Origin of the sequence: Elioraea rosea (genome assembly GCF_007644105.1) — a bacterium.
Lineage (GTDB): Bacteria > Pseudomonadota > Alphaproteobacteria > Acetobacterales > Acetobacteraceae > Elioraea_A > Elioraea_A rosea.
Genome location: NZ_VFAC01000004.1, coordinates 116,057 through 138,153 on the forward strand (window position 1 = coordinate 116,057; position 22,097 = coordinate 138,153).

The following is a 22,097-nucleotide window of genomic DNA, read 5'->3' on the forward strand; positions in this document are numbered from 1 at the left end:
CTCTAGGGGGGATCAGGCTGCGTCGCAGAGCGCGATGCCGGAGGCGGCGACGACGGCGCGGATGCGGGCGAGCTCCTCGGCGCTCGGCGGGATGGTCGGCGGGCGCACGGTCGCCTCGGGGATGATCCCGGCGGCTGCCATCGCCGCCTTCATGTTGGCGTGCGCCTCGCCCGTCGGCTCGCCTGCGCCGTAGACGGCCTCCTTGAACGGATCGATGCGCGCCTGGATCGCCATCGCGGCCTTGAGGTCGCCGACCTTCACGGCCTCGAGCAGGTCGTTGATCAGGCCGGGGATCAGGCTCGCGAAGCCGACGAGCGCGCCGTCAATCCCCTGCACCATTGAGGCGAGAAGGTACTCGTCATGGCAAGTGAGAAGAGCCTTCTCCGGCGCCGCGGCACGAATGGCGGCGAGGTCGCGCGCATACTTGTTCATCTCGCGCGTGCCGATCTTGAACGCTTTCACCGAAGGCAGGCGCGCGAGCTCGGCCAGAAGCTCGGAGCTGAACGAGGCCTTCGTCCAGGCGGGGTAGACGTGCACGATCAGCGGCAGGCCGGTCGCCTCGCCGATCGCGCGGAAGTAGTCGACGGCCTGGGAGGGGCGGAAGCCGAACCGAAGCCAGTGATGCGGCGGCATGATGTCGAGAGCCTGCGCGCCTGCGTCCTTCGCCCAGCCGGCCTGTTCCACCGCGTCGCGCACGCCCTCGCACACGACGGAGGAGACGACGGGGCAGATGCCCTTCGCCGCGTCGGCGACGATGCGCGTCACCTCCGCCCGCTCGCGCGGCGTGAAGCTGAACACCTCGCCCGTGTGTCCGTTCGTCATCATGCCGACGACGCCCGGCTGGCGGCCGAGCCATTGCGCGAAACGGCGCAGCGCAGGCTCGTCGATCGAATGGTCCGGCCGGAATGGAACGGCCATCGCCGGGATCAGGCCGTGGAAGTTGGTCATCGCCATGGGGGTATCTCCTCGTGTCACGCCTGGCGGCGGGGAAGGGGTGCGGGGAGCGCGCCGTTGCCGCCGGCCTGCAGCGCGCGCGAAAGCGACCGCGCTGCCGCGACGACCGGCGCGGCGGTGCCTGCGACGAACTCGTCGAGGGAGGCGACGAAGCTCGGCAGGGCGACGGAGAGGCCGGCCACCGGAACGCCATCGGCATCGAGCACGGGGGCGGCGAGAACGCGCAGGCCGGAGACGTTCTCCTGGTCCGACACCGCGAAGCCGCGGGAGCAAACCGAGGCGAGGCGGGCGAGCAGCGCGTCGAGATCGGTCAGCGTGTGCTCGGTGAGCTTCGGGCGCGGCGCGCTCTCGAGCACGGCGCGCTGCACCGCCTCGGGCATGAAGGCGAGGATGGCGTGGCCGATGGCTGTGGAATAGGCCGGCATGCGGCTGCCGATGCGCACATCGACGCCGAGGCGCACGAGGCCTGCCTGGATGCGTTCGACATAGACGATCGATGCCTGGTCGAGCACGCCGATGGACGCGGCCTCGATCCTCTCGCCGACCAGCTCGCGAAGCAGCGGGCGGGCGAGGGTGCGGAGGTCGGACCGGGCGATCGCGTTGAAGCCGAGATCGAGGCAGGCAAGCGTGAGGCGGAAGCGCCGCGTTCCGGGAACGCGCGCGACCAGCCCGAGCATCAGAAGCGTGTTGAGCAGCCGGAAGGCGGTGGCGTTGTCGATACCCGCGGCGCGGCCGACCTCGGACAGCGTCAGCTCCGGCCGGTCTGCCGTGAAGGCGCGGAGGACGGCAAAGCCCTTGGCGAGGGAGCGGACGACGCTCTTCTCCGCCGGGTCTGCGCCCTGCCGCTCCTCGTCGCGTCCGTCCGGCTGTTCGGAATGCGAACTTTTGTTTTCGCTCATGGCAAACCTAATCCCGACCGCCCCGCCCGGTCAAGCACCGAAACGATCGGTGCCTGCCGGGCGGCAGCGGCTCCGGCTCACGCCTGCGGAAGCGGCGTCCAGTGTGGCGCCGGGCGGATGATCCGGTTCTCCATGTGCACCAGGTAGCCGGCCTCGGCCGCCTTCTTCAGATAGGCCTGCCAGGCCGGGTCGGCCGCCATGGCGTTGCGGCGCTGCTCGCGGTCCGCCTGGCTCTCATAGGCCCACATGTGCACGGCCTGGTTCAGCTGGCCCTCGACCGTGACGTACCAGCCGACGCAGCGGCCAAGATACTTCTGCTGCAGCGGCCAGGCGTGCTCGCGGTAGAGAGCGACGAAATCGTTCAGGTGGTTCGGCTTGCAGGTGTAGATGCGCAGGTCGACGATCATGGCGCGGCGGTCCCTTCCATCGCTTCAGGCCGCGCAGGCGCGCGCGGCCGGCGAAGACTTGCGTAAGGCGGGGCGCGGCGCCATACCTCCGGCCGTGTCGAGGCTCCTGCCCTCCCTGCGCCGACGCTCGGGCGCACTCGCCCTGCTCGGGCTGCTCGCGCTCCTCCTCGCCCCCGCAATGCCCGACCGCGAGGGCCGCGCCGAGGCCTTCTCACTCATCATCTGCACGACCGAGGGGCTCGTCAGCGTCCCCGTGGGCGAGAAGGACGCACCCGCCCCGGCCGAGGCGCATGAGCATTGTGCGACCTGCCTCGGGCGCGACCTCGCCTTCGCACCACCGCCGCCACCCGGGCCCGAGCGCAGGCCGGGCTGGAGCGTGGCCGCCTCTCATACGCCGGAACCGCCGGCACCGCATCCCTCGCCCCATCTCCGGCCACGGACACGCGCACCACCCGCCCTCGGCTGATCCGTGCCGCGCGCGGTGCCCCCGCGCGTCCCCGCATCATCGAGGGTTCCATCCATGTCCCAGAACACAGTCCACCGCGCCGCGCAGCGCGGGCTTGCCATCCTCGCCGGAGGCGCGCTGGTGATGCTCATCGCCGTCGGTGGCGCCATGCTGTGGCTGAAGCCGTCGAGCGACAGCCTCGGCCCGACGCTTCCCGCCGGCGTCGCGATCGGCGGTCCGTTCACGCTGACGGACGAGACAGGGCGGCAGGTGACGGACGCGACCTATCGCGGCCGCCACATGCTGGTCTTCTTCGGCTTCACCTACTGCCCCGACGTGTGCCCGACCGAGCTCGCCAAGGTTGCCGCAACGCTCGACCTTCTCGGCGCGGAGGCGGAGAAGGTCACGCCGCTCTTCATCACGGTCGACCCGGCGCGGGACAGGCCGGGCGAGCTCGAGGTCTACACCGAACAGTTCCACCCCGCGATCATCGGGCTCACCGGCACCGATGAGCAGATCGCTGCGGCGACGCGCGCCTATCGCGTCTTCTACAGCAAGGTGAAGACCGGGCAGGAGGCCGATGCCTACACGATGGATCATTCCGCCTTCATCTACCTGATGGGCCCCGATGGTGCGTTCCGCCAGTTCTTCTCCCCCCAGGCGACGCCCGAGCAGATGGCGACGACCATCCGCGCGCACCTCGCCCGCTCCTGACCAGGACACGGACACCATGACGACACGACGCCTCCTCCTCGCGGCCGCAGCGGCCGCGCTCGCACTTCCCGCCGTCGCGCAGGCACCGCTCGTTGTGCATGAGCCCTGGGCGCGGGCGGCGATGGCCGGCCGCACCTCTGCCGCCTACATGACGATCGAGAACACCGCCGACACGCTCGACCGTCTCGTCGCCGCCTCGAGCCCGATCGCGCGCACGGTCGAGCTGCACACCCACATCATGGACGGCGCGGTGATGCGCATGCGCCCCGTGACGGCGATCGAGGTGAACCCGGGCGAGCCGGCGGTGCTCCGCCCGGGCGGGCTGCACCTGATGCTGATCGACCTCGCGCGCCAGCTCCGCCCCGGCGAGACCATTCCAGTGACGCTTCGTTTCGAGCGCGCAGGGGACGTCACGGTGCAGGTTCCGGTGCAGCCTGCCGGGGCCGCGGGCCCCGGCCAGGGCGGGCCGCATCGCGGCCACTGACGGGGCTCAGGCAGGCGTGGGCGCGGCTGCCGCCCCGCCCTCTGCCCAGGCGAGGATATCCTCCGCCACCTTCACCCGCCCGCTGTCGCGCAGGAGAAGGTGGTAGCCCTGCTCGTAGCCGACGATCCGCTGACGACCGTCGGCGAGGCCGGGAAGGCGCTCGCGCAGGGCATCGATCGCCCGCTCTGGAACGATGTCGTCGCGTGCGCCATAGAGCACGAGCGCCGGATGGTCGAACCGGCGCGAGGCCTCGAGCGCGGCATCCATCAGCGCCACCAAGCCGAAGATCGCATCGACCCGCGTCGAGCGAAGCACCAGCGGGTCGCGCCCGAGCGCGATCAGGGCCGCCTCGTTGTCCGAGGCGCGGATGAACGGGCTGCCGCCGACGATACCGAGGGCGGGTACGGTATGGGCGAAAACGTTGAGGAACCACCGTCCCGTGTCTCCCATCGTCTCGCCGCCCCACACCGCAGGCGCGGAAAGAACGTAGCCATCCGCCGGCGGGGGGCTCGCGCGCGACCCGGCCAGAAGCAGCACCGCGCCTCCCATGCTCTCGCCGAGCAGGATCAGCGGCAGCGAGGGGTGGCGGGCGCGGATCAACGTCGCTGCCGTCACGGCATCGTCTGCCAGCGTGTCCGCGCCGGGCCAGAGGCCGCGCGATGGGGTGCCGCCGAAGCCACGCTGGTCATACGCGTAGAGGGTCCACCCCGCATCCGTGAACAGCGGGCTCGGAATCTCGAAGGCGCGGGAATAATCGTTGAAGCCGTGCAGCGCGAGGATCACGCCCCGTGCCACCCCTTCCGGCTTCCAGGAGCGGAGGGGCAGGCGCACCCCATCGGCCATCATCAGCGCATCCCCGGCATCGACCGGCGGCCCGACCGGTGGGCCGGCCGGCACGATGCGCGGCGAGCACCCTGCGGCAGCAAGCGTGGCAAGCAGGGTACGGCGGGGCAGGGCAGCGCCTTGGCGGGGCTCGGTTGTCCCAGGTTCGGTTGATCGTCGCATGGCTGCCGCTATCATCCGCCACCGCTGAGGAGACAGGAACAGCCATGCAGACCCCATCGGCCGCCCAGGCTGGACAGGCAGCCTTCGTCGCCGAGACGATCACCGTGACCGACACGACCGTCGCGTGCGACGGCGGGGGAGGCGCGCTTGGCCATCCGCGCGTGTTCCTGAAGCTGGTGGACGGGCGGGTGGTCTGCCCCTACTGCTCGCGCACCTATGTGCTGGCCGCCGCGGGAGGCGGCAAGGCGGGCTGACCCGCCCGGACGGGGAGGCCGCCATGGCCGGAGACGCCAAGCACCTGATCCTTGTCGACGGGTCGGGCTACATCTTCCGCGCGTTCCATGCCCTGCCGCCGATGACGCGGCCGGACGGCACGCCCGTGAACGCCGTGTTCGGCTTCGTGAACATGCTCGCCAAGCTCATCCGCGAGAACCCGGATGTGCGGATGGCGGTGATCTTCGACGCCGGGCGGCGGACGTTCCGGAATGACATCTACCCGGCCTACAAGGCCCAGCGACCCGACCCGCCGCCCGAGCTGATCCCCCAGTTCGGCCTGATCCGCGAGGCGGTGGACGCGTTCGGCCTGCCCGCGATCGAGCTCGCCGACTGGGAGGCCGATGACCTGATCGCCGCCTATGCCCGCGCCGAGACGGAGGAAGGCGGGCGGGTGACCATCATCTCCTCCGACAAGGACCTGATGCAGCTCGTCGGGCCGTCGGTGACCATGCTCGACCCCATCAAGCAGAAGCCGATCACCGAGGCGGAGGTCGTCGAGAAGTTCGGGGTGCCGCCCTCGAAGGTGGTCGAGGTGCAGGCGCTTGCCGGCGATTCGATCGACAACGTGCCCGGCGTCCCAGGCATCGGCATCAAGACCGCGGCCGCGCTGATCACCGAGTACGGCGATGTCGAGACGCTTCTCGCGCGGGCCGGCGAGATCAGGCAGCCGAAGCGGCGCGAGGCGCTGATCGAGCATGCCGCGGCCGCGCGGGTCAGCCGGAGGCTGGTCGAGCTGAACCCCGATGCGCCGCTGCCCATGCCGCTGGCCGCGCTCGCGCTGAAACCGCCGGAGAAGGCGAGGCTCGCCACATGGCTCGCCGCGCAGAACTTCCGCTCGACCATCCAGCGCCTCGGGCTCGACGGCGCCGGTGCGGTGGCGGAGCAGGCGCCGAAGCCCGACACGCCGGAAGCCCCCGCCGCCCCGTTCGGCCCCTATGTCACGATCACCGACGCGGCGACCCTCGATGCCTGGATCGTCGAGGCGCGCGCGCTCGGCATCGTCGCGCTCGACACCGAGACCGACAGCCTCGATGCGCAGCGCGCCCGGCTCGTCGGCCTTTCGCTCGCCCTCGCGCCCGGTCGCGCGGCCTACATCCCGCTCCGCCACACGAGCCGCGGCAACGACCTCGCGGCCGACCCCCCGCCGAAACAGCTCGGCTTCGAGGCGGCCATCGCCGCGCTTCGCCCGCTTCTGGCAGACCCCTCGGTCCTGAAGGTCCTGCAGAACGCCAAGTACGACCTGAACGTGCTTGCGCGCGCGGAGAATGGCGGCCTCACCGTGTCGCCGGTCGACGACACGATGCTTCTCTCCTTCTGCCTCGATGCCGGCGCCCACAAGCATGGGATGGACGATCTCTCCGCGCTGCATCTCGGCCACACGCCGATCACCTACGACAGCGTCACCGGCACGGGCCGCGCGCGCATCTCCTTCGCCGAGGTGTCGCTCGACCGCGCGACCGCCTATGCGGCCGAGGATGCCGACGTGACGCTCCGCCTCTGGCACGTGCTGCGGCCGAGGCTGCGCGAGGCGAAGGTGCTCTCGCTCTACGAGCAGGTGGAGCGTCGGCTCGTTCCCGTGCTCGGTGCGATGGAGCGCGCGGGCATCTCCGTCGATGCGCGCGACCTCCGCCAGATGAGCGCCGAGTTCGCAGACCGCCTCGCTGCGCTCGAGAGCGAGATCCACACGCTTGCGGGGCGGAGCTTCACGGTCGGCAGCCCCCAGCAGCTCGGCAAGGTTCTGTTCGACGAGCTGAAGCTCGAACCGCCCGGCGGCCGGCGGACAAAGACCGCCACGGGCCAGTATGCAACCGATGCCGGTGTGCTGGAGGAGCTCGCGCCGCAGCATCCATTGCCCGCCAAGGTGCTGGAGTGGCGCCAACTCGACAAGCTAAAGTCGACCTACGCAGATGCGCTGGTCAACCAGATCAACCCCGAGACGAACCGCGTTCACACCTGCTTCGCGATGGCCGCGGCGAGCACCGGGCGCCTCTCCTCGACCGACCCCAATCTCCAGAACATTCCCGTGCGCACCGAGGAAGGCCGGCGCATTCGCCGCGCCTTCGTCGCCGAGGCGGGGCACCTCCTCCTCTCGGCCGACTACAGCCAGATCGAGCTTCGCCTTCTCGCGCATGTCGCCGACGTTCCCGCGCTGTCGGACGCGTTCCGGAAGGGCGAGGACATCCACGCGCGCACGGCCTCGGAGGTGTTCGGCGTGCCGATGGCGGGGATGGACCCGCTGACACGGCGACGCGCCAAGGCGATCAACTTCGGCATCATCTACGGCATCTCCGCCTTCGGACTCGCCAACCAGCTCTCCGTCACGCCAGGGGAGGCGAAGGCCTATATCGATGCCTATTTCGAACGCTACCCCGGCATCCGCGCCTACATGGAGCGGATGAAGGAGGAGGCGCGGATGAAGGGGTTCGTCACGACGCCGTTCGGACGGCGCGTGTGGATTCCAGGCATCGGCGAGAAGAACCCTGCCCGCCGCGGCTTTGCCGAACGCCAGGCGATCAACGCCCCGCTCCAGGGCGGCGCGGCGGACGTGATCAAGCGCGCGATGGTGCGGCTTCCCCGAGCGCTCGCCGCGGCCGGCCTCGCCGCGCGCATGCTGCTCCAGGTGCATGACGAATTGCTGTTCGAGGTGCCCGAAGGCGAGGCGGAGGCGACGGCGTCTGCCGTGAAGCAGGTGATGGAAGGGGCTGCCACCTTGCGCGTTCCCCTCGTCGTCGAGACCGGTGCAGCGCCGAACTGGGCGGCGGCGCATTAGAGCACGTTCCGATCGATTGGACTCGATCGATCGGGAGGTCGTGCTCCAAGACCACAAATGGGTAGAGCAGCTTAGCCCGACCTGATGGAACCGGGGTTGGTTCCATAAGATCGGGCGCCGCTCTAGCGGCGACGGCGGGCCTCGTCGAGCGCGGCGAGAATCGACACCGCCGGCTCCTCGCCGAGCAGCCGCTCCGCCTCCTTGCGCACGCGGCGCCGCCAGTTCGGATGTTCCGATGTCGTTCCGGGAAGGTTCGGCTGCTCGACCGTCAGCGTCACGTCCTCGAGCGGCATGACGACGAGCGGCGAGGGCGTAGCGCCGAGAAATCGGGCCACGGACGTGCCAAGCTGATGCTCGGCGCGGAGCGGCGGTTCGCCCTGCGCCCCGCCATGCTCCGCCAGCGCCTGCCAGAGGCAGCGCCTGTCCTCCGCGCGCAGCGCTTCGGCCTGCTCCCGCGTCTCTCCAGGAGCGAGAAGGCCAAGCTCCTCGCGAAGCGGAATGTCCTGTCCTTCCCACCAGCCCGCGAGCGTCGGCAGGTCATGCGTCGTGCTCGTCGCGGTCGCGGTGGCGTCGTAGCGCGAGGGCGCCGCGAATCCGGTCCCCTCGCGCTCGAAGAACAGCACGCGGATGCCGTAGAGCACATGGTCGGCGAGCGTCTCGCCATAGCCTTCCGGAACCGTCCCGAGATCCTCGCCGATGACGATCGCCTCGTCGGCCTCCGATTCGGCGGCGACGATGCGCAGCATGTCGGCGGCCGGGAAGCGCAGATAGGCCCCCTCGCCAGGTGCTGCGCCATCGGGAATGCACCAGATGCGCGCAAGACCCATCACATGGTCGAGCCGGATACCGCCGGCATGGCGCATCGCCGTGCGCAGGTCCTCGAGGAAGGGAAGGAACGCGGCTTCGACGAGCGGCCGCGGCGCGAAGGTGGTCAGCCCCCAGTTCTGTCCGATCGGGTTCAGCGCATCCGGCGGCGCACCGATCGCGACGCCGGAGAGAAGCGCGGCGGTGCCTGACCAGGCGCGCGAGCCGCCCGGGCTGTTGCCGACCGCGAGGTCGGAGATCAGGCCGATCCCCATGCCAGCATCCATCGCCGCCTTCTGCGCGGCATCGAGCTGCCGCGCCGCGAGCCATTGCAGGAAGGCATGGAACGTCACCTCCTCGGCTTGCGCGGCGGCGAAGCGCTCGACCTCCTCCGAGGCAGGGTTGCGCAGCGGCGCGTCCCAGCTCCGCCAATCCCACAGCGAAGGATCCCGCTGATACTGGACCGCGTGCAGCACCTCGAACCGCGCATGGTTCTCGAGCGTCATGCCGCCCGAGCTCCGGAACGCGAGGAACTCCGCCTCGAGAGCGCTGCCGCGATGGGCCTCACGGAAGCGCGCGAACAGCGCACGCAAGAGCGCGAGGCGCGCTGGCACCGCGCGGCCGTAGTCGACGAGGCTCGAGGCCTGGAGTTCGCCGAGCCCATCGGACAGCCCCAGCGATGCGGCGAGCTCGGCGACGGAGGCGACGTCGGCGAGCCCGCCGGGGTCGGCCATCCAGCCGTTCAGCATCGAGCGATGCGAAGGCGAGTAGGGGCTGTAGGCAAGCGGGTCGGCGGCGAAAAGCGCGTGCAGCGGACTGACCGCGAGCGCGTCGGCCCCGGCCGAGGCAGCCGCGCGAACAAGGGGGGGCAGATGGCCGAGATGCCCGAGCCCGCCATCGCCCGCGCCGCGAAGCCCGTAGACCTGCGCACCGATTCCCCAGAGGCGACGCGTCGCGAGGGCGCCACGATGGCAGCTGGGGGGAGCGACGAGCACCCGCACCGAACGCTCCGAGAAGTCGAGCGTCGCTTCACCGATCGCTTCCGGCAGGGTGATGGTGAAGCGCATCGCGCCGGCGTCGCCGCGGAACGGCTCGGCCGTGCCGTGATGCAGCCCGCCTGCGGCATCCTCGAGACGCCACGTGACCGCCTGCCCCAGATCCTGCTCGCCGAGGGGAACGGTGAGCGCGCCGCCGGCGATGCCGGTCAGAAGCGGCGGCAGGGCGCCATGCCAAAGCCCCGACTCCGCCTCGCGAAGCCGCTCCTCCGGCCGCGTCTCGTCGACACCGACGGCGCGAAGGAGCGCCCGGATCGTGTCGATACCGACATGGCGATGCTCGCCGCGATAATCGGTCCAGCTCGGGTCGATTCCGTTGAGGCGTGCGAGCGCAAGCAGGGCTTCGTCCGTGCCGGTCATGCGCTCCCCTCGCGCCGTGCGAGAAGCACGAGCGCATGCGCCGGAACGACGAGACGATCCGCCACATCCGCTTCCGGCACGTCAGGTGCGGCGGTGTCGAGGAGCAGCCGGAACGCACCTGCAAGTGCGAAGGTGGCCGGCTGCGGAGAGGGATTCATCAGCACCCGCAGCACCTCGATACCGGCGCCGGACGGGCCGGCGAGCTGCATCGCGAAGGCGCGGTCGCCATGGTCGTGCCAGCGGTCATGCGCGAGCACCGTGCCGTCCGCGGCATACCAGGCAAGGTCGGTGATGCCGCCGCCGACATGCGCGCCATGAAGGAAACGATCCGACCTGAGAACGGGATGAGCGCGGCGCAGCGCGGCGAGCCGCGCGACGAAGCGCGTCATCGCCTCGCCCTCCGCCGAGGCGGCAAGCGTCCAGTCGAACCAGCTCGTCGCATTGTCCTGGCAGTAGGCGTTGTTGTTGCCGCCCTGGCTCCGCCAGGCCTCGTCGCCCATCGCGAGCATCGGCGTGCCATGTGCGAGGAAGACGGTGGCGAGCAGGGCGCGCGCGACGCGGTGGCGGGTTTCGAGGATCGCCGGATCGGCCGTGTCGCCTTCCGCGCCCCAGTTGCGGCTATGGTTGTCGGGGTGTCCGTCGCGGCCCTCCTCGCCGTTCGCCTCGTTGTGGCGGCGCTCGTAGCTCACCGTGTCGCGCAGCGTGAAGCCGTCGTGGCTCGCCACGTAGTTCACGCTCGCCCAGGCTCGGCGGCCGGAATGATCGAACAGGTCGGCCGAGCCTGCGAGCCGCGCGGCCATCGCCGGGCGAAGCCCCTCGTCGCCACGCCAGAAGCAGCGGACGGTGTCGCGGAACCGGTCATTCCACTCGGCGAAACCGGAAGGATGGCGGCCGAGCTGATAGCCGCCATGGCCAATGTCCCATGGCTCGGCGATGAGCTTGGCGCGCGCGAGCACGGGGTCCTGCCGAAGCGCGTCGAAGAAGCCCGCCCCGACATCGAAGCCGCCCGCCTCGCGGCCGAGCACGGTCGCGAGATCGAAGCGGAACCCGTCGACACCGTAGACGGTGACCCAATGACGAAGACTGTCCATCACCATCTGAACGACGCGAGGGTGGGAAAGGTTGAGCGTGTTGCCCGTTCCCGTGTCGTTCACCATCCGGCGCGGATCGTCTGCCCGGAGGCGGTAGTAGCTCGCCTGGTCGATACCGCGGAAAGAGAGGGTCGGGCCATCCTCGTCCCCCTCCGCGGTGTGATTGTAGACGACGTCGAGAATCACCTCGATTCCGGCCGCGTGAAGGGCGCGGATGGCGGCGCGCATCTCCTCAGCCTCGCCGGACGCGAGATAGCGGCAATGCGGCGCGAAGAAGCCGAGCGTGTTGTACCCCCAGTAGTTCGTGAGCTTGCGGCGGACCAGGAAGGGTTCATCGGCGAAGGCCTGGACCGGCAGGAGCTCGACGGCGGTCACGCCGATGCGCTGCAGGTGCCCGATGACGGCCGGGTGGGCGAGCCCGGCGAATCGGCCACGATGCGCTTCCGGAACGGCTTGGTGGGTGATGGTGAGGCCGCGCAGATGCGCCTCGTAGATCACCGTGTCGCGCCAGGCGGTGCGCGGCGGCGGCGGTGCACCGTCCGGCTCGGCGAAGGTCGTTACCACGGCCTTCGGCATCAGCGCGGCGCTGTCACGGCGATCCATCGCCCCATCCGCGCGGTGGCCATGCAGCGCTTCGCCGTATCGCAGCGTGCCGGCCAGTGCCTTCGCATACGGGTCGAGCAGCAGCTTGTTGGGATTGAAGCGGTGGCCTGCCTTCGGCTCCCACGGCCCATGCACCCGATAGCCATAGGCGAGACCGGGTCCTGCGCCGGGAAGATAGCCGTGCCATACCCCGTCGCTGTGCTCGGGCAGGTCGCGCCGGGCGATCTCGCGCCGGCCGTCACGGTCGAACAGGCAGAGCACCACGCGCGAGGCATGCTCGGAGAACAGCGCGAAGGTCACGCCCATCCCGTCCCAGGTCGCGCCGAGCGCGTGGCCGGAACCGGGCTCGAGCCGCTCAGGCAGAAGGGTCACGCAGGGCGGCTCCTCCCTCGCGTGACAGAGCCGACGATCCGACGACGCCGCTTTCTCGCATTGCGTCATGGTAGCCCGGCTGCGCGAGGCCGGGTCAACCGCAGCGTGTGGGCGTTGGTCAGCGCCAGGCGCGGCGCAGCACCAGGAAGCTTCGGTAGGCCAGTTCCGCTACCGGCGCGACCGGCCAGCTGCCGACCACGCGCCCGAGCAGCCGCCAGCCAGGCAGAGCCCGCCAGAGCACGGCGAAGGCGCGCGCGCCGCTCGCGAGCCGCCCGTCCGCCCCCAGCACATACATGCGCGCGAGCGCAGCCTCGCGCGTCAGGCCTTCCGGCAATGCCGCGTCGTCGCACGCGGTGAGATCGACCCACTCCACACCCTCGGCGCCCGGGCGGCCGCGGTAATGTGCGATCTCGCGGCGGCAGACGGGGCAGCCGCCATCGAAGTACACGACCGGCCGTGTGCGCGCGTCCTGCATGATATGGAAATGGCCCCGTACCGGCCGCCGCCAAGCCCTGCGCTTGCGGCCACGCGCGGCGGCGCCATCTCTCGTCGGTCATCAGGAGCCACCGATCGATGAACGCGCCAACGAGCCATGCCCCCGCTCCGCCCCTCGTCAGCACGCCGGCAAGCGCGCTGCCTGCCTGGGTGATCGGCGAGCTCCGCTCCGACCATGCGGGCGAAACCGGCGCGGTGATGATCTATCGCGGCATCCTCGCCGTGAGCCGTGATGCGGGCGTGCGCCAGTTCAGCGAGCGGCACAAGGCGACGGAGCAGGGGCATCTCGACCTTCTCGAGGCGCTCCTGCCGCGTGCGCAGCGAAGCCGGCTTCTGCCCATCTGGCGCATCGCGGGGTGGCTGACCGGGGCGATCCCCTCGCTGTTCGGGCCGCGCGCGGTGTACGCGACGATCGATGCGGTCGAGACCTTCGTCGACCACCACTACCAGGCGCAGATCGACCGCCTCGACGCCGAGGCGATCCACCCCGACATCCGCGCGCTGCTCGAGCATTGCCGCGTCGAGGAGGTGCACCACCGCGACGAGGCGCGCGAGCTCGGCGACGAACCGCCTGGGCTGCTGCTCCGCGCGTGGTCGCGCCTCGTCGGTGCCGGGTCCTCCGCGGCCGTCTCCGCCGCGCGGCGGATCTAGGCCGCCCCCAGCCAGAGGGCCCTGGCCGCGAGGCCAGCTGTCGTGAGCCCGACGGCGATGACCAGCCCTTCGAGGATCTGCACGTGCCGCCACGGCGGCAGCCTCGCGACGATCGCCGCGGCCAGCCGGCTTCCCGGAACGGTCGCCGCCCCGAGAGCGAGGCCGAGCACCACGAGGTCGGCGGGCAGCAGGCCCGTTGCGGCGTAGCCCGCACAGCGCGCGAGATGCATCGACCCTGAGACGAAGGCGTCGGTCGCGAGAAGCGCGGGGCCGGTGAGCCCCGCGCCGAGGAGAAGCGGCACGAGAAGCACGCCCACCCCCGTTGTCATGCCCGAGAGGAGTCCCGTGGCCGCCCCGCCGAGGACGAGCACGACGGGGTGGCCCATCACCGCGCGGCCCGACAGAGCACGGCGGAGCGGCACGCTGATGACCAGGAAGCTTCCGACGAGCAGATCCGCCATCGGCCCGGAGAGCGCGGCGAAGGCCGAGGCGCCGAGGAGAGACCCGGGCAGGACCCCGAGAAGTACGGGCACGGCACGGCGAAGCGAGAGCCCGTGCCGGAAGGCCCAGATGCGCCCGAAATTGGTCGGCACCATCGCCACCGCAAGCACCGGCACGGCAACGCGCGCGCCGAGCACCGGCAGCAGGTAGGCCGACATCATCAGCCCCGCGCCGAAGCCGGAGATGCCCGAAAGCGTCCCGGCCACGAGCGACAGCGCGAGCGCCGCCGCCCACTGCCAGGGTTCGAGCACCGCCGCGCTCAGCCTGCGAGGAACGCGCCGCCGTTGACGTGGATCGACTGCCCCGTGACGTAGCGCGCGCCCGGGCCGGCGAGGTAGCGCACCGCTGCCGCCACCTCCTCCGAGGTGCCCTCGCGGCCGACAAGCGTCTTCCGCCCCGCGCGATGCCCAGGCGCGTGCGGAGTGGCGGACCCGCCTGGCCCGCGCGTCGTGTCGATCATGCCCGGCGCGACGAGGTTGACGGTGATGCCGTCGGCCGCGAGGTCATGCGCCAGCGCGCGGGTGAAGCCGGCAAGCCCCGCCTTGGCCGTGACGACATGCGCCCGGTGTGGCGCGCCGGTGTGCCCGGTGAGCCCGCCGATATTGATGATCGCGCCGGCACCCGACGCCTTCAGCGCGGCGAGCGCGGCCTTGGTGACGTGGAAGGCGCCATCGAGGCAGACATCGAGGATGGCGCGCCAGGCGGCAAAATCCATCTCCTCGAACGGCACCTCGCGGCGGATCGCTGCGTTGTTCACGAGGATGTCGAGACGCCCGAAGCTCTCGAGCGCGGTGCGCACCATCGCCGCAGCGGCAGCCTGGTCCACCACATCGCCGAGCGTGACCGCGGCACGGCCGCCTGCCCCGCGGATCGACTGCGCGACAGCCTCGGCCTCGTCGCGGTTGCTGCGCGCATTCACCACCACCGCAGCACCGCACGCTGCGAGATCGCGCGCGATCGCCGCGCCGATGTTCCGCCCCGCACCGGTGACGAGCGCGACGCGGCCCTCGAGTTCCCTCTGCATGGTCCTCTCTCCTCACCCGCGCAGGGCGGACATATCGACGCGCGTAGACGCAAACACCGAACCCGCGAAGCCGAGCAGAGCGCGGGCCTGCGCCTCGCTCCATCCGCCGTGACGGCAATTGGCGATGCACTTCTCCTCGAGCTCGGTACGCGACAGAGGCTCCGACGCGCCGCCGCGGAAATGCGGCTGGCGGTCCTCCACCTCGGTTCCGTCATCGAGCGCCAGTCGCACATGGCCGGTGAAGGCCTTCGGATAAGGGTTCGCGGGGTCGACGACGTAGGACACCTTGGCAGCGAGCGCGCGAAGCCGCGGATCGGCCACCCGCTCCTCGGTGAAGGCGTCGAGATAGGCGCCGTCGAGGATGAAGCCTGCCGCGATGCCGTAGGGGATGGAGAACTTCGCAGCATAGGCGTTCGGAACGGCGCGCTTGAACTCGAGCGGTTCCCAGAGCCTGTGCAGGATGCCTTCCGCCGTCTCGCAGGTGACGGAGACAATGCGCTCGGGCGCGATGCCGCGTGCGGCGAGGCGCCGTGCGCAGTCGATGTAGGGGTGGATCATCGTGCCGCAGGCATAGGGCTTGAACGCGATCGTCTCGGCCACCCAACGCTCGCCGAAGCCACCGAGCAGCGCGTCCCAGTCGCCTTCCGTCGCGCGGGCGAAGCCGTTGAACAGCCCGTGCTTGCCCTCGAACACCGAAGCGGGGCCAATGAAGCCGCCGCGCGCGAGAAGTGCCGCCCGCACCCCCGCCTGCGCCGCCCAGCCTGGGTGGACGCGCTTGGTCCAGGACCCGTCGGCCAGGTACTCGATCACGCCGGAGGCGAAGCTTCCTGCGATGCCGAGCGCATCGACGAGCGCCTTCTCCGACAGCCGGAGCGCGATGCCGACGCCGAGCGCAGCGCCCATCGCGCCGAACACCGCGGTGGGGTGGAAGCCGGCCTTGTGTACCGCCTTCGGGATCACGGTCGAGAGCCGGCACGTCGCCTCCGAGCCCACCGCGATGCCAGCGAACGCGTCCGCGCCCGAGAGGCCGAACCGCTCCGCGGCGGCGAGCACGGCCGGGACGACGACGGCCCCGGCATGAACGGGCCCGCCCTCGAACGTGTCGTCATAGTCCTCGCCATGCGCGGCGGTTCCATTCACCAGCGCGGCATCGGTCGCCGTCAGCGCCCTCGCGTGGCCGATCGCCGTCGAGCCACCCGCGCCTTCGGTGCTGTCGAGCACGGCGGTGAGATAGTCCTCGTTGCGCGCGCCGACGCAGAGCCCGCCGGCATCGAGCACGAGGCGCTCAGCCATGTCGCGCATCGCCTCGGTCGGTTTCGCCGCCAGCGCCGCGGCGGCGAGACGTTGCGCGATCGTCATGCTTTTCTCCTGAACTCGGACCAGAGCGAATAGGCGGTGAGCGCCGCGGCGAGGGCAAGCAGCGTGAGCGCGATCGGGTCCTCGACGAACACGGCATGGTCGCCCCCCGAGATCACCAGGCTGCGGCGGTAGTTGCTCTCGAGCATGAAGCCGAGCACCACGCCGAGAACGAGCGGCAGCACCGGAACCTCGGCCAGGCGAAGCAGGTAGCCGAGAACGCCGAAGCCGAGGACGAGGGCGACATCGAACAGGCTCTGCTCGATCGCGAACACGCCCGAGACGATGAGGCAGAGAATGGCGGCGAGCAGGTAGGGCTTCGGCCGGTTCACGAGCCAGAGCGCCGGCGTGAGGATGACGAGGCCGAGCAGGAGCATGGCGATGTTGGCGGCGAGCAGCCCGCCATAGAGGCCCCAGACGACCTCCGGCGCGCGCTCGAACAGCAGCGGTCCCGGCGTCAGCCCATGCACCATGAAGCCGCCCAGCAGGATCGCGGCCGAGTTCGAGCCGGGAATGCCGAGCGAGAGCAGGGGAACGAGCGCGGTTGCCGTGACGACATTGTTCGCCGCCTCCGGCGCCGCGACGCCCTCGGGCGCGCCCTTGCCGAACGCGTCCTTGTTGCGCGACCAGCGCCGCGCCTCGTTGTAGGCCATGAAGGCAGCGATGGTTCCGCCCGCGCCGGGCGTCACGCCCTCGAACGTGCCGATGCCGCAGCCGATCGCCTGGGCAGGAAGCAGACGCCGCATCATCGCAAGCCCGGGAAGCTCGAGCCGCGTGTCACCCGCCTCCGCCTTCGCCCAAGGCGGCTCGCCAATCTGCACGAGCATCTCGGCGACGGCGAACAGCCCGACCATCACCAGGATGGGACGGATGCCGCCGAGCAGCTCCGCGCTCTCGAAGGTGAAGCGCGGCACGCCCGACACGGGGTCGGTTCCGACCGTGGCGATCATCAGCCCGAGTGCGGCGGCGACCAGCCCCTTCATGAGCGACTTGCCGGAGAGCGAGGCGATGACCGAAAGCCCGAGCACGGCGAGCGCGAAATAGGCTGCCGGGGTGAACGCGAGCGCGAGGCGCGCCAGCGGTTCCGTCGCCAGAACGAGAACGACCAGGCCGAAGAGGCCGCCGACGAGGCCGGACACGAGCGAAATGCCGAGCGCCTCTCCCCCCTTGCCCTGCCGCGCCATCTCGTAGCCGTCGAGCGTCGTCGCGGCGGAGGCATTCGTTCCCGGCGTGCGGATCAGGATCGCGGGGATCGACCCACCATATTCCGCGCCGACATAGACGGAGGCGAGAAGCACGATCGCGGGGATCGGCTCCATGCCGTAGGTGAACGGCAGCAGCAGCGCCATCGCGATCGAGGGCGAGATGCCCGGCAGCGCGCCGCCGAGGATGCCCCAGAGGCAGCCTGCGGTGGCGAACAGGATGGTGACGAGCCCGTCACCGGACAGGAGCCCCGCCATCCCTCAGTATCCGCCGAACAGGCGCCCCGCAGGGAACGGAATGCCGAGCAGGAGGACGAAGCCTCCCCAGAACAGCAGCGCGAGCCCGACGGCGAAGGCCGCAACGCTCCATCCGCGCGCGCCGGCAAACCAGGCGACTGCCGCGGCAAGCGCGCCGATGGCGATCGGATATCCCACATGCGGGATCGCTGCCACGTACACCACGAGAAGTCCGAGCAGCCCGGCCGCGCGCACATGGTCAGGCGGTTCGCGCGCATCTGTCCGGCCGGCCAGAGTGGCGCGGAGCAGAAGCCCCGTGCCCGCCAACCCCATCAGCCCGGCGATGACGAGCGGCACGCCGCCCGGGCCGACCGCATCGGACAGGAGGCTTTTCGGAATCGCCGCCGCCATCGCGCCATAGCCGCCGGCGAGCGCGATCGCGCCGAGGCCAAGGCCGAGATCGGCCGCACGGCTCATCGCGCGACGCCGAGCTCCCGCAGGGAGGTGCCGATATCGGCCGCGACCTCGGTGGTGAAGGCGCGTGCGGCCGGGCGAGGCAGAAGTCGCGGGGTCGGCACCAGGCTCTCCTTCGTGTACACCGCCTTGTAGGCGGGACTGTCGAGCACGGTTGCCAGTGCAGAGGCCCATTGCGCGGCGATCTCGTCCGGCATGCCCTTCGGGCCGGCGAGGCCCCGGAACTTCGTCACCACAAGGTCGATGCCCTGCTCGCGCGCGGTACCGAGATCGGGGAAGTCGGAGAGGCGATCCTCGGTGAGAACGCCGAGCAGCTTGACCCGCCCCGCGTCGAGCTGGGCGCGGATCTCCTGCACCTCGCCGATGCCGAGATCGAGCGTGCCGTTCAGCACGTTGATCATCAGGTCGCCGCCGCCCTCGTGCGGCACCACCGCGGCGCGCGCGCCGGTGAGGCGGTTCAGGCGCTCCAGCGCGATACGCTCGAGCGAGGCGGGGTTCGCCGCGCCCCATTTCTGCCTGCCTGGATTGGCGCGCGCAGCGGCCATCGCCTCGCCGAGCGTGTTGAATGGCGATTCCTTCCGCGTGTAGACGACCTCGGGGTCGAGAAACACGACCGAGAGAGGGTCAAGGCTGTCGTAGCCGAACTCGGGACGCGAGAGCAGCGTCGTCTGGATGTAGGTCGGCGTCGTCGCGTAGAACATTCCGCCATCGGGACGGGACCGTGCGACGCGCGCCACCGCCGTCGCACCGCTTCCGCCGCGCACGTTCTCCACAGCGAAGTTCACCCCCATCACCGGCTGGAGGTGGCGGATCAGCTCGCGGAGGAACACGTCGCTCCCGCCGCCGGGGGAGGAGTGCGTCACCAGCGTGACCGTCTGCACGGGATAGCGCGCCTGCGCGTCCGCCCTCGCGGCGAACAGCGCAGGCGCGGCGAGGCCGGCCGGTACGACGGCAAGCGTGGCACGACGTGTCAGCATGGTACTCTCCCTGGAGGCCGGGGGCGCTTCTGCGGGCCCCTCGGCGGTTGGTCCGGTCAGCGTCCCTTGAACTGAGGCTTCCGCTTCTCGAGGAAGGCGCGGCGGCCCTCGATGTAGTCCTCGGAGGCGAAGCAGGCAGCGACCATCGCGTCGCCTTTCGCGCGGTCGCGCTGGCTCTCGTCCTTCATCGCCTCGTTCAGGACGAACTTTGCGGTGGTGACGGTGAGCGGCGCGTTGCCGACGATGGTCGCCGCATAGTCCGCCACGTACGCGGCGAGCTCGGCATCGGGCAGAACACGGTTGACGAGGCCCATGATGCGCGCCTCCTCGGCGGAGAAGAGCCGCGCGGTGAACAGCATCTCCTTCGCGAAGGAGGGGCCCACCACGTCGGAGAGGCGCTTCATCCCGACATAGCCGTAGCCGAGGCCGAGCTTGGCGGCAGGGATGCCGAAGCGGCTGTCCTCGGCGCAGAGGCGCAGGTCGCAGCAGATGGCGAGCGCCATGCCGCCGCCGACGCAGGCGCCGTGGATCTCGGCGATGGTCGGCTTCGGGAAGCCGTGCAACAGCCCGTACACGCGCTCGGTCTGCGCGTTGTAGGCGCGCACGGCGTCATCGCCCTGCCGCTCGCTCTCGAATTTCGAGATGTCTGCTCCGGAGACGAACGCCTTGCCGCCCGCGCCGGTGACGACGACGACGCGTACCTCGGGGTCGTCGCGGAAATCGGTGAGGATGGCTTCCGCCGCCTCCCACATCTCCATCGAGACCGCGTTGCGGCGCTCGGGGTTGTTGAAGGTCATGGTGCCGATGCCGCCTGCCTTGGAGGCAAGCATCTTGTCGGTCTTGAGAACGAGGCCGTCGGGCATGGGGCTGCTCCTCAGATGATCTGGCGCGCGCGGAAGCCGGCGATCTCGTCCGACGAGTAGCCGGCCTCGGCGAGCACCTCGTCGGTGTGCTGGCCAATCTCGGGCGGCGGCGCGGCGAGGGAGGACGGCGTGCGCGACAAGACGATCGGCTGGCTGACGAGCTCGATCTTCCCACGCACGGGGCTCTCGACCGAGGCGGCGACGCCGAGATGCTTCACCTGCGGGTCGGCGAACACCTCGTCGATCGAGTAGATCGGGCCCGTCGGCACGCCCGCCTCGTTCAGCGTCGCGACCCAGTGTGCCGAGGGCTTCGTCTTCAGCACCTCGTTGATCTCCGCGTTCAGCGCGTCGCGGTTCTTCGACCGGTCAGCCCCCTTGGCGTAGTTGGGGTTGGTGATCCAGTCCTCGCGGCCGACGACCTTGGCGAAGCGCTCCCAGATCTTGCCGCCAGCGACCGCGACGTTGATGTGGCCGTCCGCCGTCGGGTACACGCCGGTCGGGATCGAGGTCGGATGGTTGTTGCCTGCCTGCTTCGGCACCTCGTGGTCGACCAGCCAGCGCGCCGCCTGGAAGTCGAGCATGAAGATCTGCGCCTGCAGAAGCGAGGTCTGCACCCACTGGCCGAGGCCGGATTTCTGCCTCTCGAGCAGCGCGAGCATGATGCCCTGCGAGCAGAAGATGCCGGCGCAGAGATCGGCGATGGGAATGCCGACGCGCACGGGGCCCTGGCCGGGCAGGCCGGTGATGCTCATCAGCCCGCCGAGGCCCTGGGCGATCTGATCGAAGCCGGGCCGTTCCGCGTACGGACCGTCCTGGCCGAAGCCGGAAATCGAGGCGAGGATGATGCGCGGGTTGATCGCCTTCAGGCTCTCGTAGTCGATGCCGAGGCGGCCCTTCACGTCGGGCCGGAAGTTCTCCACCACCACGTCCGCCGTCTCGACGAGCTTGCGGAAGATCGCGATCCCCTCGGGCGCCTTCAGGTTCAGCGTCATCGCCCGCTTGTTGCGGTGCAGGTTCTGGAAATCCGGGCCATGCCGCGGTCCGCCGAGCGGCTCGCCCGCATCGAGGCCTTCGGGCATCTCGACCTTGATCACGTCCGCCCCCCAGTCTGCGAGCTGGCGGACGCAGGTCGGCCCGGAGCGGACGCGCGTGAGGTCCAGCACCCGGATACCCGAAAGCGTGGCGGAGGCGGCAGGAAGCGGCATACTGGACGGCCCTCTCTTGCGTGCTGCTTGGCGTTTTCCGAGGCGGCTTAGCACCGGCGCGAGCGTGTGTAAACTGTTAACAGTTTGCGTTTGCAACGCCGCGATGGCACACCGGGCGCATGCTCGACACGCCGCCAGGATCAGCCGGTCCGATCGACATCGTCCGCACCCAGTCGCTCACCACGCTGGTGCAGCGGGAGCTTGAGCGCCTGATCCTCGCCGGCGAGGTGAAGCCCGGCGAACGCATCAACGAACAGCACGTCGCCCAGCGCCTGCAGGTCAGCCGCGGGCCGGTGCGCGAGGCGCTTCGCGGCCTCGAGCGGGCCGGGCTCGTCGAGGCACGGGTCAACCGCGGCGTCTATGTGCGCGAGGTCTCGGTCGAGCAGGCGGTCGAGATCTACGAGATGCGCGGGCTGATCACGGGCTTCGCCTGCGCCCGCCTCGCCGCCGCCTCGACGGCCGACCAGCGGGCCGAGCTCGCCGCGATGGTGGCCCGCATGGAGCGCGCCGCGGCAGACGGCGACCAGGCCGGCTACTACGAGATCAACCTCGCCTTCCACGACCGGCTCATGCAGTTCGCCGGCAACGCGCGCGCCAAGGCCATGTACGACGCGCTGGTGAAGGAGAGCCATCTCTGCCGGCGGCGAAGCCTGTTCAGCCCGCGCAACATGGCCGAGAGCAACGCCGAGCATGCGGCGATGCTGGATGCGATCCGCCGCGGTGACGTCGATACGGCGCGGCGCATGGGCGAGGAGCACATCGTCGGCGGGCGACGCCGCTTCCTCGACGTCGTCGCCGCCGGCACCGGCAGCTAACTCCCTACAGCCGACTGTTGACACTTTCGCTTTGCGCGTCGACCGTTCGCGCGAACGG

The 22,097-nt window shown here is 70.5% G+C and carries 22 protein-coding genes; 7 read left to right on the forward strand and 15 right to left on the reverse strand.

Features of this window, described 5'->3' with window-relative positions; genetic code table 11:
* Positions 1-12 precede the first annotated feature (12 nt).
* The 3 genes from FIF60_RS04965 to FIF60_RS04975 form a co-directional block, all read right to left on the reverse strand.
* Positions 13-954, reverse strand: a complete 942-nt coding sequence (locus FIF60_RS04965; protein WP_144184465.1) for a dihydrodipicolinate synthase family protein — start codon at positions 952-954, stop codon at positions 13-15.
* Positions 955-971: 17 nt separating this feature from the next.
* Positions 972-1,853 (reverse strand): IclR family transcriptional regulator, encoded by an 882-nt coding sequence (locus FIF60_RS04970; protein WP_144184467.1) that lies wholly within the window; start codon positions 1,851-1,853, stop codon positions 972-974.
* Positions 1,854-1,930: 77 nt separating this feature from the next.
* On the reverse strand, positions 1,931-2,260 hold the full coding sequence (locus FIF60_RS04975) for an NIPSNAP family protein (RefSeq protein ID WP_144184469.1): 330 nt from the start codon (positions 2,258-2,260) through the stop codon (positions 1,931-1,933).
* Positions 2,261-2,354: 94 nt separating this feature from the next.
* Here FIF60_RS04975 and FIF60_RS04980 point away from each other — a divergent pair, with 94 nt between their 5' ends.
* The 3 genes from FIF60_RS04980 to FIF60_RS04990 are packed head-to-tail and all read left to right on the forward strand — an operon-like array spanning position 2,355 to position 3,903.
* Entirely contained in the window at positions 2,355-2,726 is a 372-nt protein-coding gene (locus FIF60_RS04980; protein WP_158639066.1) for a DUF2946 family protein, read from the forward strand.
* A gap of 54 nt (positions 2,727-2,780) precedes the next feature.
* A complete protein-coding gene (locus FIF60_RS04985; protein ID WP_144184473.1) occupies positions 2,781-3,419 on the forward strand; it encodes an SCO family protein in 639 nt (212 codons plus the stop codon).
* 16 nt (positions 3,420-3,435) lie between these two features.
* The gene (locus FIF60_RS04990; protein WP_144184475.1) at positions 3,436-3,903 is read left to right on the forward strand and encodes a copper chaperone PCu(A)C; all 468 of its coding nucleotides are present in this window, start codon (positions 3,436-3,438) and stop codon (positions 3,901-3,903) included.
* Positions 3,904-3,909: 6 nt separating this feature from the next.
* Here FIF60_RS04990 and FIF60_RS04995 read toward each other — a convergent pair whose 3' ends face one another.
* Positions 3,910-4,908 (reverse strand): alpha/beta fold hydrolase, encoded by a 999-nt coding sequence (locus tag FIF60_RS04995; RefSeq protein ID WP_158639067.1) that lies wholly within the window; start codon positions 4,906-4,908, stop codon positions 3,910-3,912.
* Positions 4,909-4,952: 44 nt separating this feature from the next.
* On the opposite strand from FIF60_RS04995, the gene FIF60_RS05000 reads away from it, so the two are divergent.
* Together FIF60_RS05000 and polA are read left to right on the forward strand one after the other, a co-directional pair.
* Positions 4,953-5,162, forward strand: coding sequence for a zinc-finger domain-containing protein (locus FIF60_RS05000; protein WP_144184479.1), 210 nt, complete (start codon positions 4,953-4,955; stop codon positions 5,160-5,162).
* Between the two features lie 23 nt (positions 5,163-5,185).
* Complete coding sequence (gene polA, locus FIF60_RS05005) at positions 5,186-7,954, forward strand: DNA polymerase I (protein ID WP_144184481.1); 2,769 nt, start codon at positions 5,186-5,188, stop codon at positions 7,952-7,954.
* A 122-nt stretch (positions 7,955-8,076) separates the two neighbouring features.
* Here the strand turns inward: polA and malQ are convergent, their stop codons facing one another.
* The 3 genes from malQ to FIF60_RS05020 all read right to left on the reverse strand — a co-directional run bounded on the left by malQ (position 8,077) and on the right by FIF60_RS05020 (position 12,714).
* The gene (gene malQ / locus FIF60_RS05010; RefSeq protein ID WP_144184483.1) at positions 8,077-10,173 is read right to left on the reverse strand and encodes a 4-alpha-glucanotransferase; all 2,097 of its coding nucleotides are present in this window, start codon (positions 10,171-10,173) and stop codon (positions 8,077-8,079) included.
* Positions 10,170-12,239, reverse strand: a complete 2,070-nt coding sequence (gene glgX / locus FIF60_RS05015) for a glycogen debranching protein GlgX (protein ID WP_239451489.1) — start codon at positions 12,237-12,239, stop codon at positions 10,170-10,172. Before glgX ends, malQ begins: the two co-directional genes overlap by 4 nt.
* Positions 12,240-12,357: 118 nt before the next feature.
* A complete protein-coding gene (locus FIF60_RS05020; protein ID WP_144184487.1) occupies positions 12,358-12,714 on the reverse strand; it encodes a thiol-disulfide oxidoreductase DCC family protein in 357 nt (118 codons plus the stop codon).
* A 98-nt stretch (positions 12,715-12,812) separates the two neighbouring features.
* Here FIF60_RS05020 and FIF60_RS05025 point away from each other — a divergent pair, with 98 nt between their 5' ends.
* On the forward strand, positions 12,813-13,385 hold the full coding sequence (locus tag FIF60_RS05025) for a demethoxyubiquinone hydroxylase family protein (RefSeq protein ID WP_144184489.1): 573 nt from the start codon (positions 12,813-12,815) through the stop codon (positions 13,383-13,385).
* On the opposite strand, the gene FIF60_RS05030 is transcribed toward FIF60_RS05025, so the two are convergent.
* The 8 genes from FIF60_RS05030 to FIF60_RS05065 are packed head-to-tail and all read right to left on the reverse strand — an operon-like array spanning position 13,382 to position 21,224.
* Entirely contained in the window at positions 13,382-14,137 is a 756-nt protein-coding gene (locus tag FIF60_RS05030) for a sulfite exporter TauE/SafE family protein (protein ID WP_158639068.1), read from the reverse strand. The two genes, FIF60_RS05025 and FIF60_RS05030, sit on opposite strands and share 4 nt — an antisense overlap.
* An 8-nt stretch (positions 14,138-14,145) precedes the next feature.
* Positions 14,146-14,910, reverse strand: coding sequence for a 3-oxoacyl-ACP reductase FabG (fabG, locus tag FIF60_RS05035; RefSeq protein WP_144184493.1), 765 nt, complete (start codon positions 14,908-14,910; stop codon positions 14,146-14,148).
* A 12-nt stretch (positions 14,911-14,922) separates the two neighbouring features.
* Positions 14,923-16,269 carry an MmgE/PrpD family protein gene (locus FIF60_RS05040; protein WP_144184495.1) on the reverse strand — a complete coding sequence of 449 codons (1,347 nt, stop codon included), beginning with the start codon at positions 16,267-16,269 and terminating at the stop codon, positions 14,923-14,925.
* On the reverse strand, positions 16,266-17,726 hold the full coding sequence (locus tag FIF60_RS05045) for a tripartite tricarboxylate transporter permease (RefSeq protein WP_144184497.1): 1,461 nt from the start codon (positions 17,724-17,726) through the stop codon (positions 16,266-16,268). Before FIF60_RS05045 ends, FIF60_RS05040 begins: the two co-directional genes overlap by 4 nt.
* Before the next feature lie 3 nt (positions 17,727-17,729).
* On the reverse strand, positions 17,730-18,182 hold the full coding sequence (locus tag FIF60_RS05050) for a tripartite tricarboxylate transporter TctB family protein (protein ID WP_144184499.1): 453 nt from the start codon (positions 18,180-18,182) through the stop codon (positions 17,730-17,732).
* Positions 18,179-19,156 carry a Bug family tripartite tricarboxylate transporter substrate binding protein gene (locus FIF60_RS05055; protein WP_144184501.1) on the reverse strand — a complete coding sequence of 326 codons (978 nt, stop codon included), beginning with the start codon at positions 19,154-19,156 and terminating at the stop codon, positions 18,179-18,181. The genes FIF60_RS05050 and FIF60_RS05055 overlap by 4 nt, the downstream gene beginning before the upstream one ends.
* A gap of 56 nt (positions 19,157-19,212) precedes the next feature.
* Positions 19,213-20,019: an enoyl-CoA hydratase gene (locus tag FIF60_RS05060; protein ID WP_144184503.1), complete on the reverse strand. Its 807-nt coding sequence runs from the start codon at positions 20,017-20,019 to the stop codon at positions 19,213-19,215.
* A gap of 11 nt (positions 20,020-20,030) precedes the next feature.
* Entirely contained in the window at positions 20,031-21,224 is a 1,194-nt protein-coding gene (locus FIF60_RS05065; protein ID WP_144184505.1) for a CaiB/BaiF CoA transferase family protein, read from the reverse strand.
* Positions 21,225-21,343: 119 nt separating this feature from the next.
* Here FIF60_RS05065 and FIF60_RS05070 point away from each other — a divergent pair, with 119 nt between their 5' ends.
* The gene (locus FIF60_RS05070) at positions 21,344-22,039 is read left to right on the forward strand and encodes an FCD domain-containing protein (RefSeq protein WP_144184507.1); all 696 of its coding nucleotides are present in this window, start codon (positions 21,344-21,346) and stop codon (positions 22,037-22,039) included.
* Positions 22,040-22,097 lie beyond the last annotated feature (58 nt).

What these genes read in the sequence shown, in the direction of transcription:
- FIF60_RS04965 (WP_144184465.1), bottom strand. Translation starts at nt 954, where the DNA reads ATGGCGATGACCAACTTCCACGGCCTGATCCCGGCGATGGCCGTTCCA.
- FIF60_RS04970 (WP_144184467.1), bottom strand. Translation starts at nt 1,853, where the DNA reads ATGAGCGAAAACAAAAGTTCGCATTCCGAACAGCCGGACGGACGCGAC.
- FIF60_RS04975 (WP_144184469.1), bottom strand. Translation starts at nt 2,260, where the DNA reads ATGATCGTCGACCTGCGCATCTACACCTGCAAGCCGAACCACCTGAAC.
- FIF60_RS04985 (WP_144184473.1), top strand. Translation starts at nt 2,781, where the DNA reads ATGTCCCAGAACACAGTCCACCGCGCCGCGCAGCGCGGGCTTGCCATC.
- FIF60_RS04990 (WP_144184475.1), top strand. Translation starts at nt 3,436, where the DNA reads ATGACGACACGACGCCTCCTCCTCGCGGCCGCAGCGGCCGCGCTCGCA.
- FIF60_RS04995 (WP_158639067.1), bottom strand. Translation starts at nt 4,908, where the DNA reads ATGCGACGATCAACCGAACCTGGGACAACCGAGCCCCGCCAAGGCGCT.
- FIF60_RS05000 (WP_144184479.1), top strand. Translation starts at nt 4,953, where the DNA reads ATGCAGACCCCATCGGCCGCCCAGGCTGGACAGGCAGCCTTCGTCGCC.
- polA (WP_144184481.1), top strand. Translation starts at nt 5,186, where the DNA reads ATGGCCGGAGACGCCAAGCACCTGATCCTTGTCGACGGGTCGGGCTAC.
- malQ (WP_144184483.1), bottom strand. Translation starts at nt 10,173, where the DNA reads ATGACCGGCACGGACGAAGCCCTGCTTGCGCTCGCACGCCTCAACGGA.
- FIF60_RS05020 (WP_144184487.1), bottom strand. Translation starts at nt 12,714, where the DNA reads ATGCAGGACGCGCGCACACGGCCGGTCGTGTACTTCGATGGCGGCTGC.
- FIF60_RS05025 (WP_144184489.1), top strand. Translation starts at nt 12,813, where the DNA reads ATGAACGCGCCAACGAGCCATGCCCCCGCTCCGCCCCTCGTCAGCACG.
- fabG (WP_144184493.1), bottom strand. Translation starts at nt 14,910, where the DNA reads ATGCAGAGGGAACTCGAGGGCCGCGTCGCGCTCGTCACCGGTGCGGGG.
- FIF60_RS05040 (WP_144184495.1), bottom strand. Translation starts at nt 16,269, where the DNA reads ATGACGATCGCGCAACGTCTCGCCGCCGCGGCGCTGGCGGCGAAACCG.
- FIF60_RS05045 (WP_144184497.1), bottom strand. Translation starts at nt 17,726, where the DNA reads ATGGCGGGGCTCCTGTCCGGTGACGGGCTCGTCACCATCCTGTTCGCC.
- FIF60_RS05050 (WP_144184499.1), bottom strand. Translation starts at nt 18,182, where the DNA reads ATGAGCCGTGCGGCCGATCTCGGCCTTGGCCTCGGCGCGATCGCGCTC.
- FIF60_RS05055 (WP_144184501.1), bottom strand. Translation starts at nt 19,156, where the DNA reads ATGCTGACACGTCGTGCCACGCTTGCCGTCGTACCGGCCGGCCTCGCC.
- FIF60_RS05060 (WP_144184503.1), bottom strand. Translation starts at nt 20,019, where the DNA reads ATGCCCGACGGCCTCGTTCTCAAGACCGACAAGATGCTTGCCTCCAAG.
- FIF60_RS05065 (WP_144184505.1), bottom strand. Translation starts at nt 21,224, where the DNA reads ATGCCGCTTCCTGCCGCCTCCGCCACGCTTTCGGGTATCCGGGTGCTG.
- FIF60_RS05070 (WP_144184507.1), top strand. Translation starts at nt 21,344, where the DNA reads ATGCTCGACACGCCGCCAGGATCAGCCGGTCCGATCGACATCGTCCGC.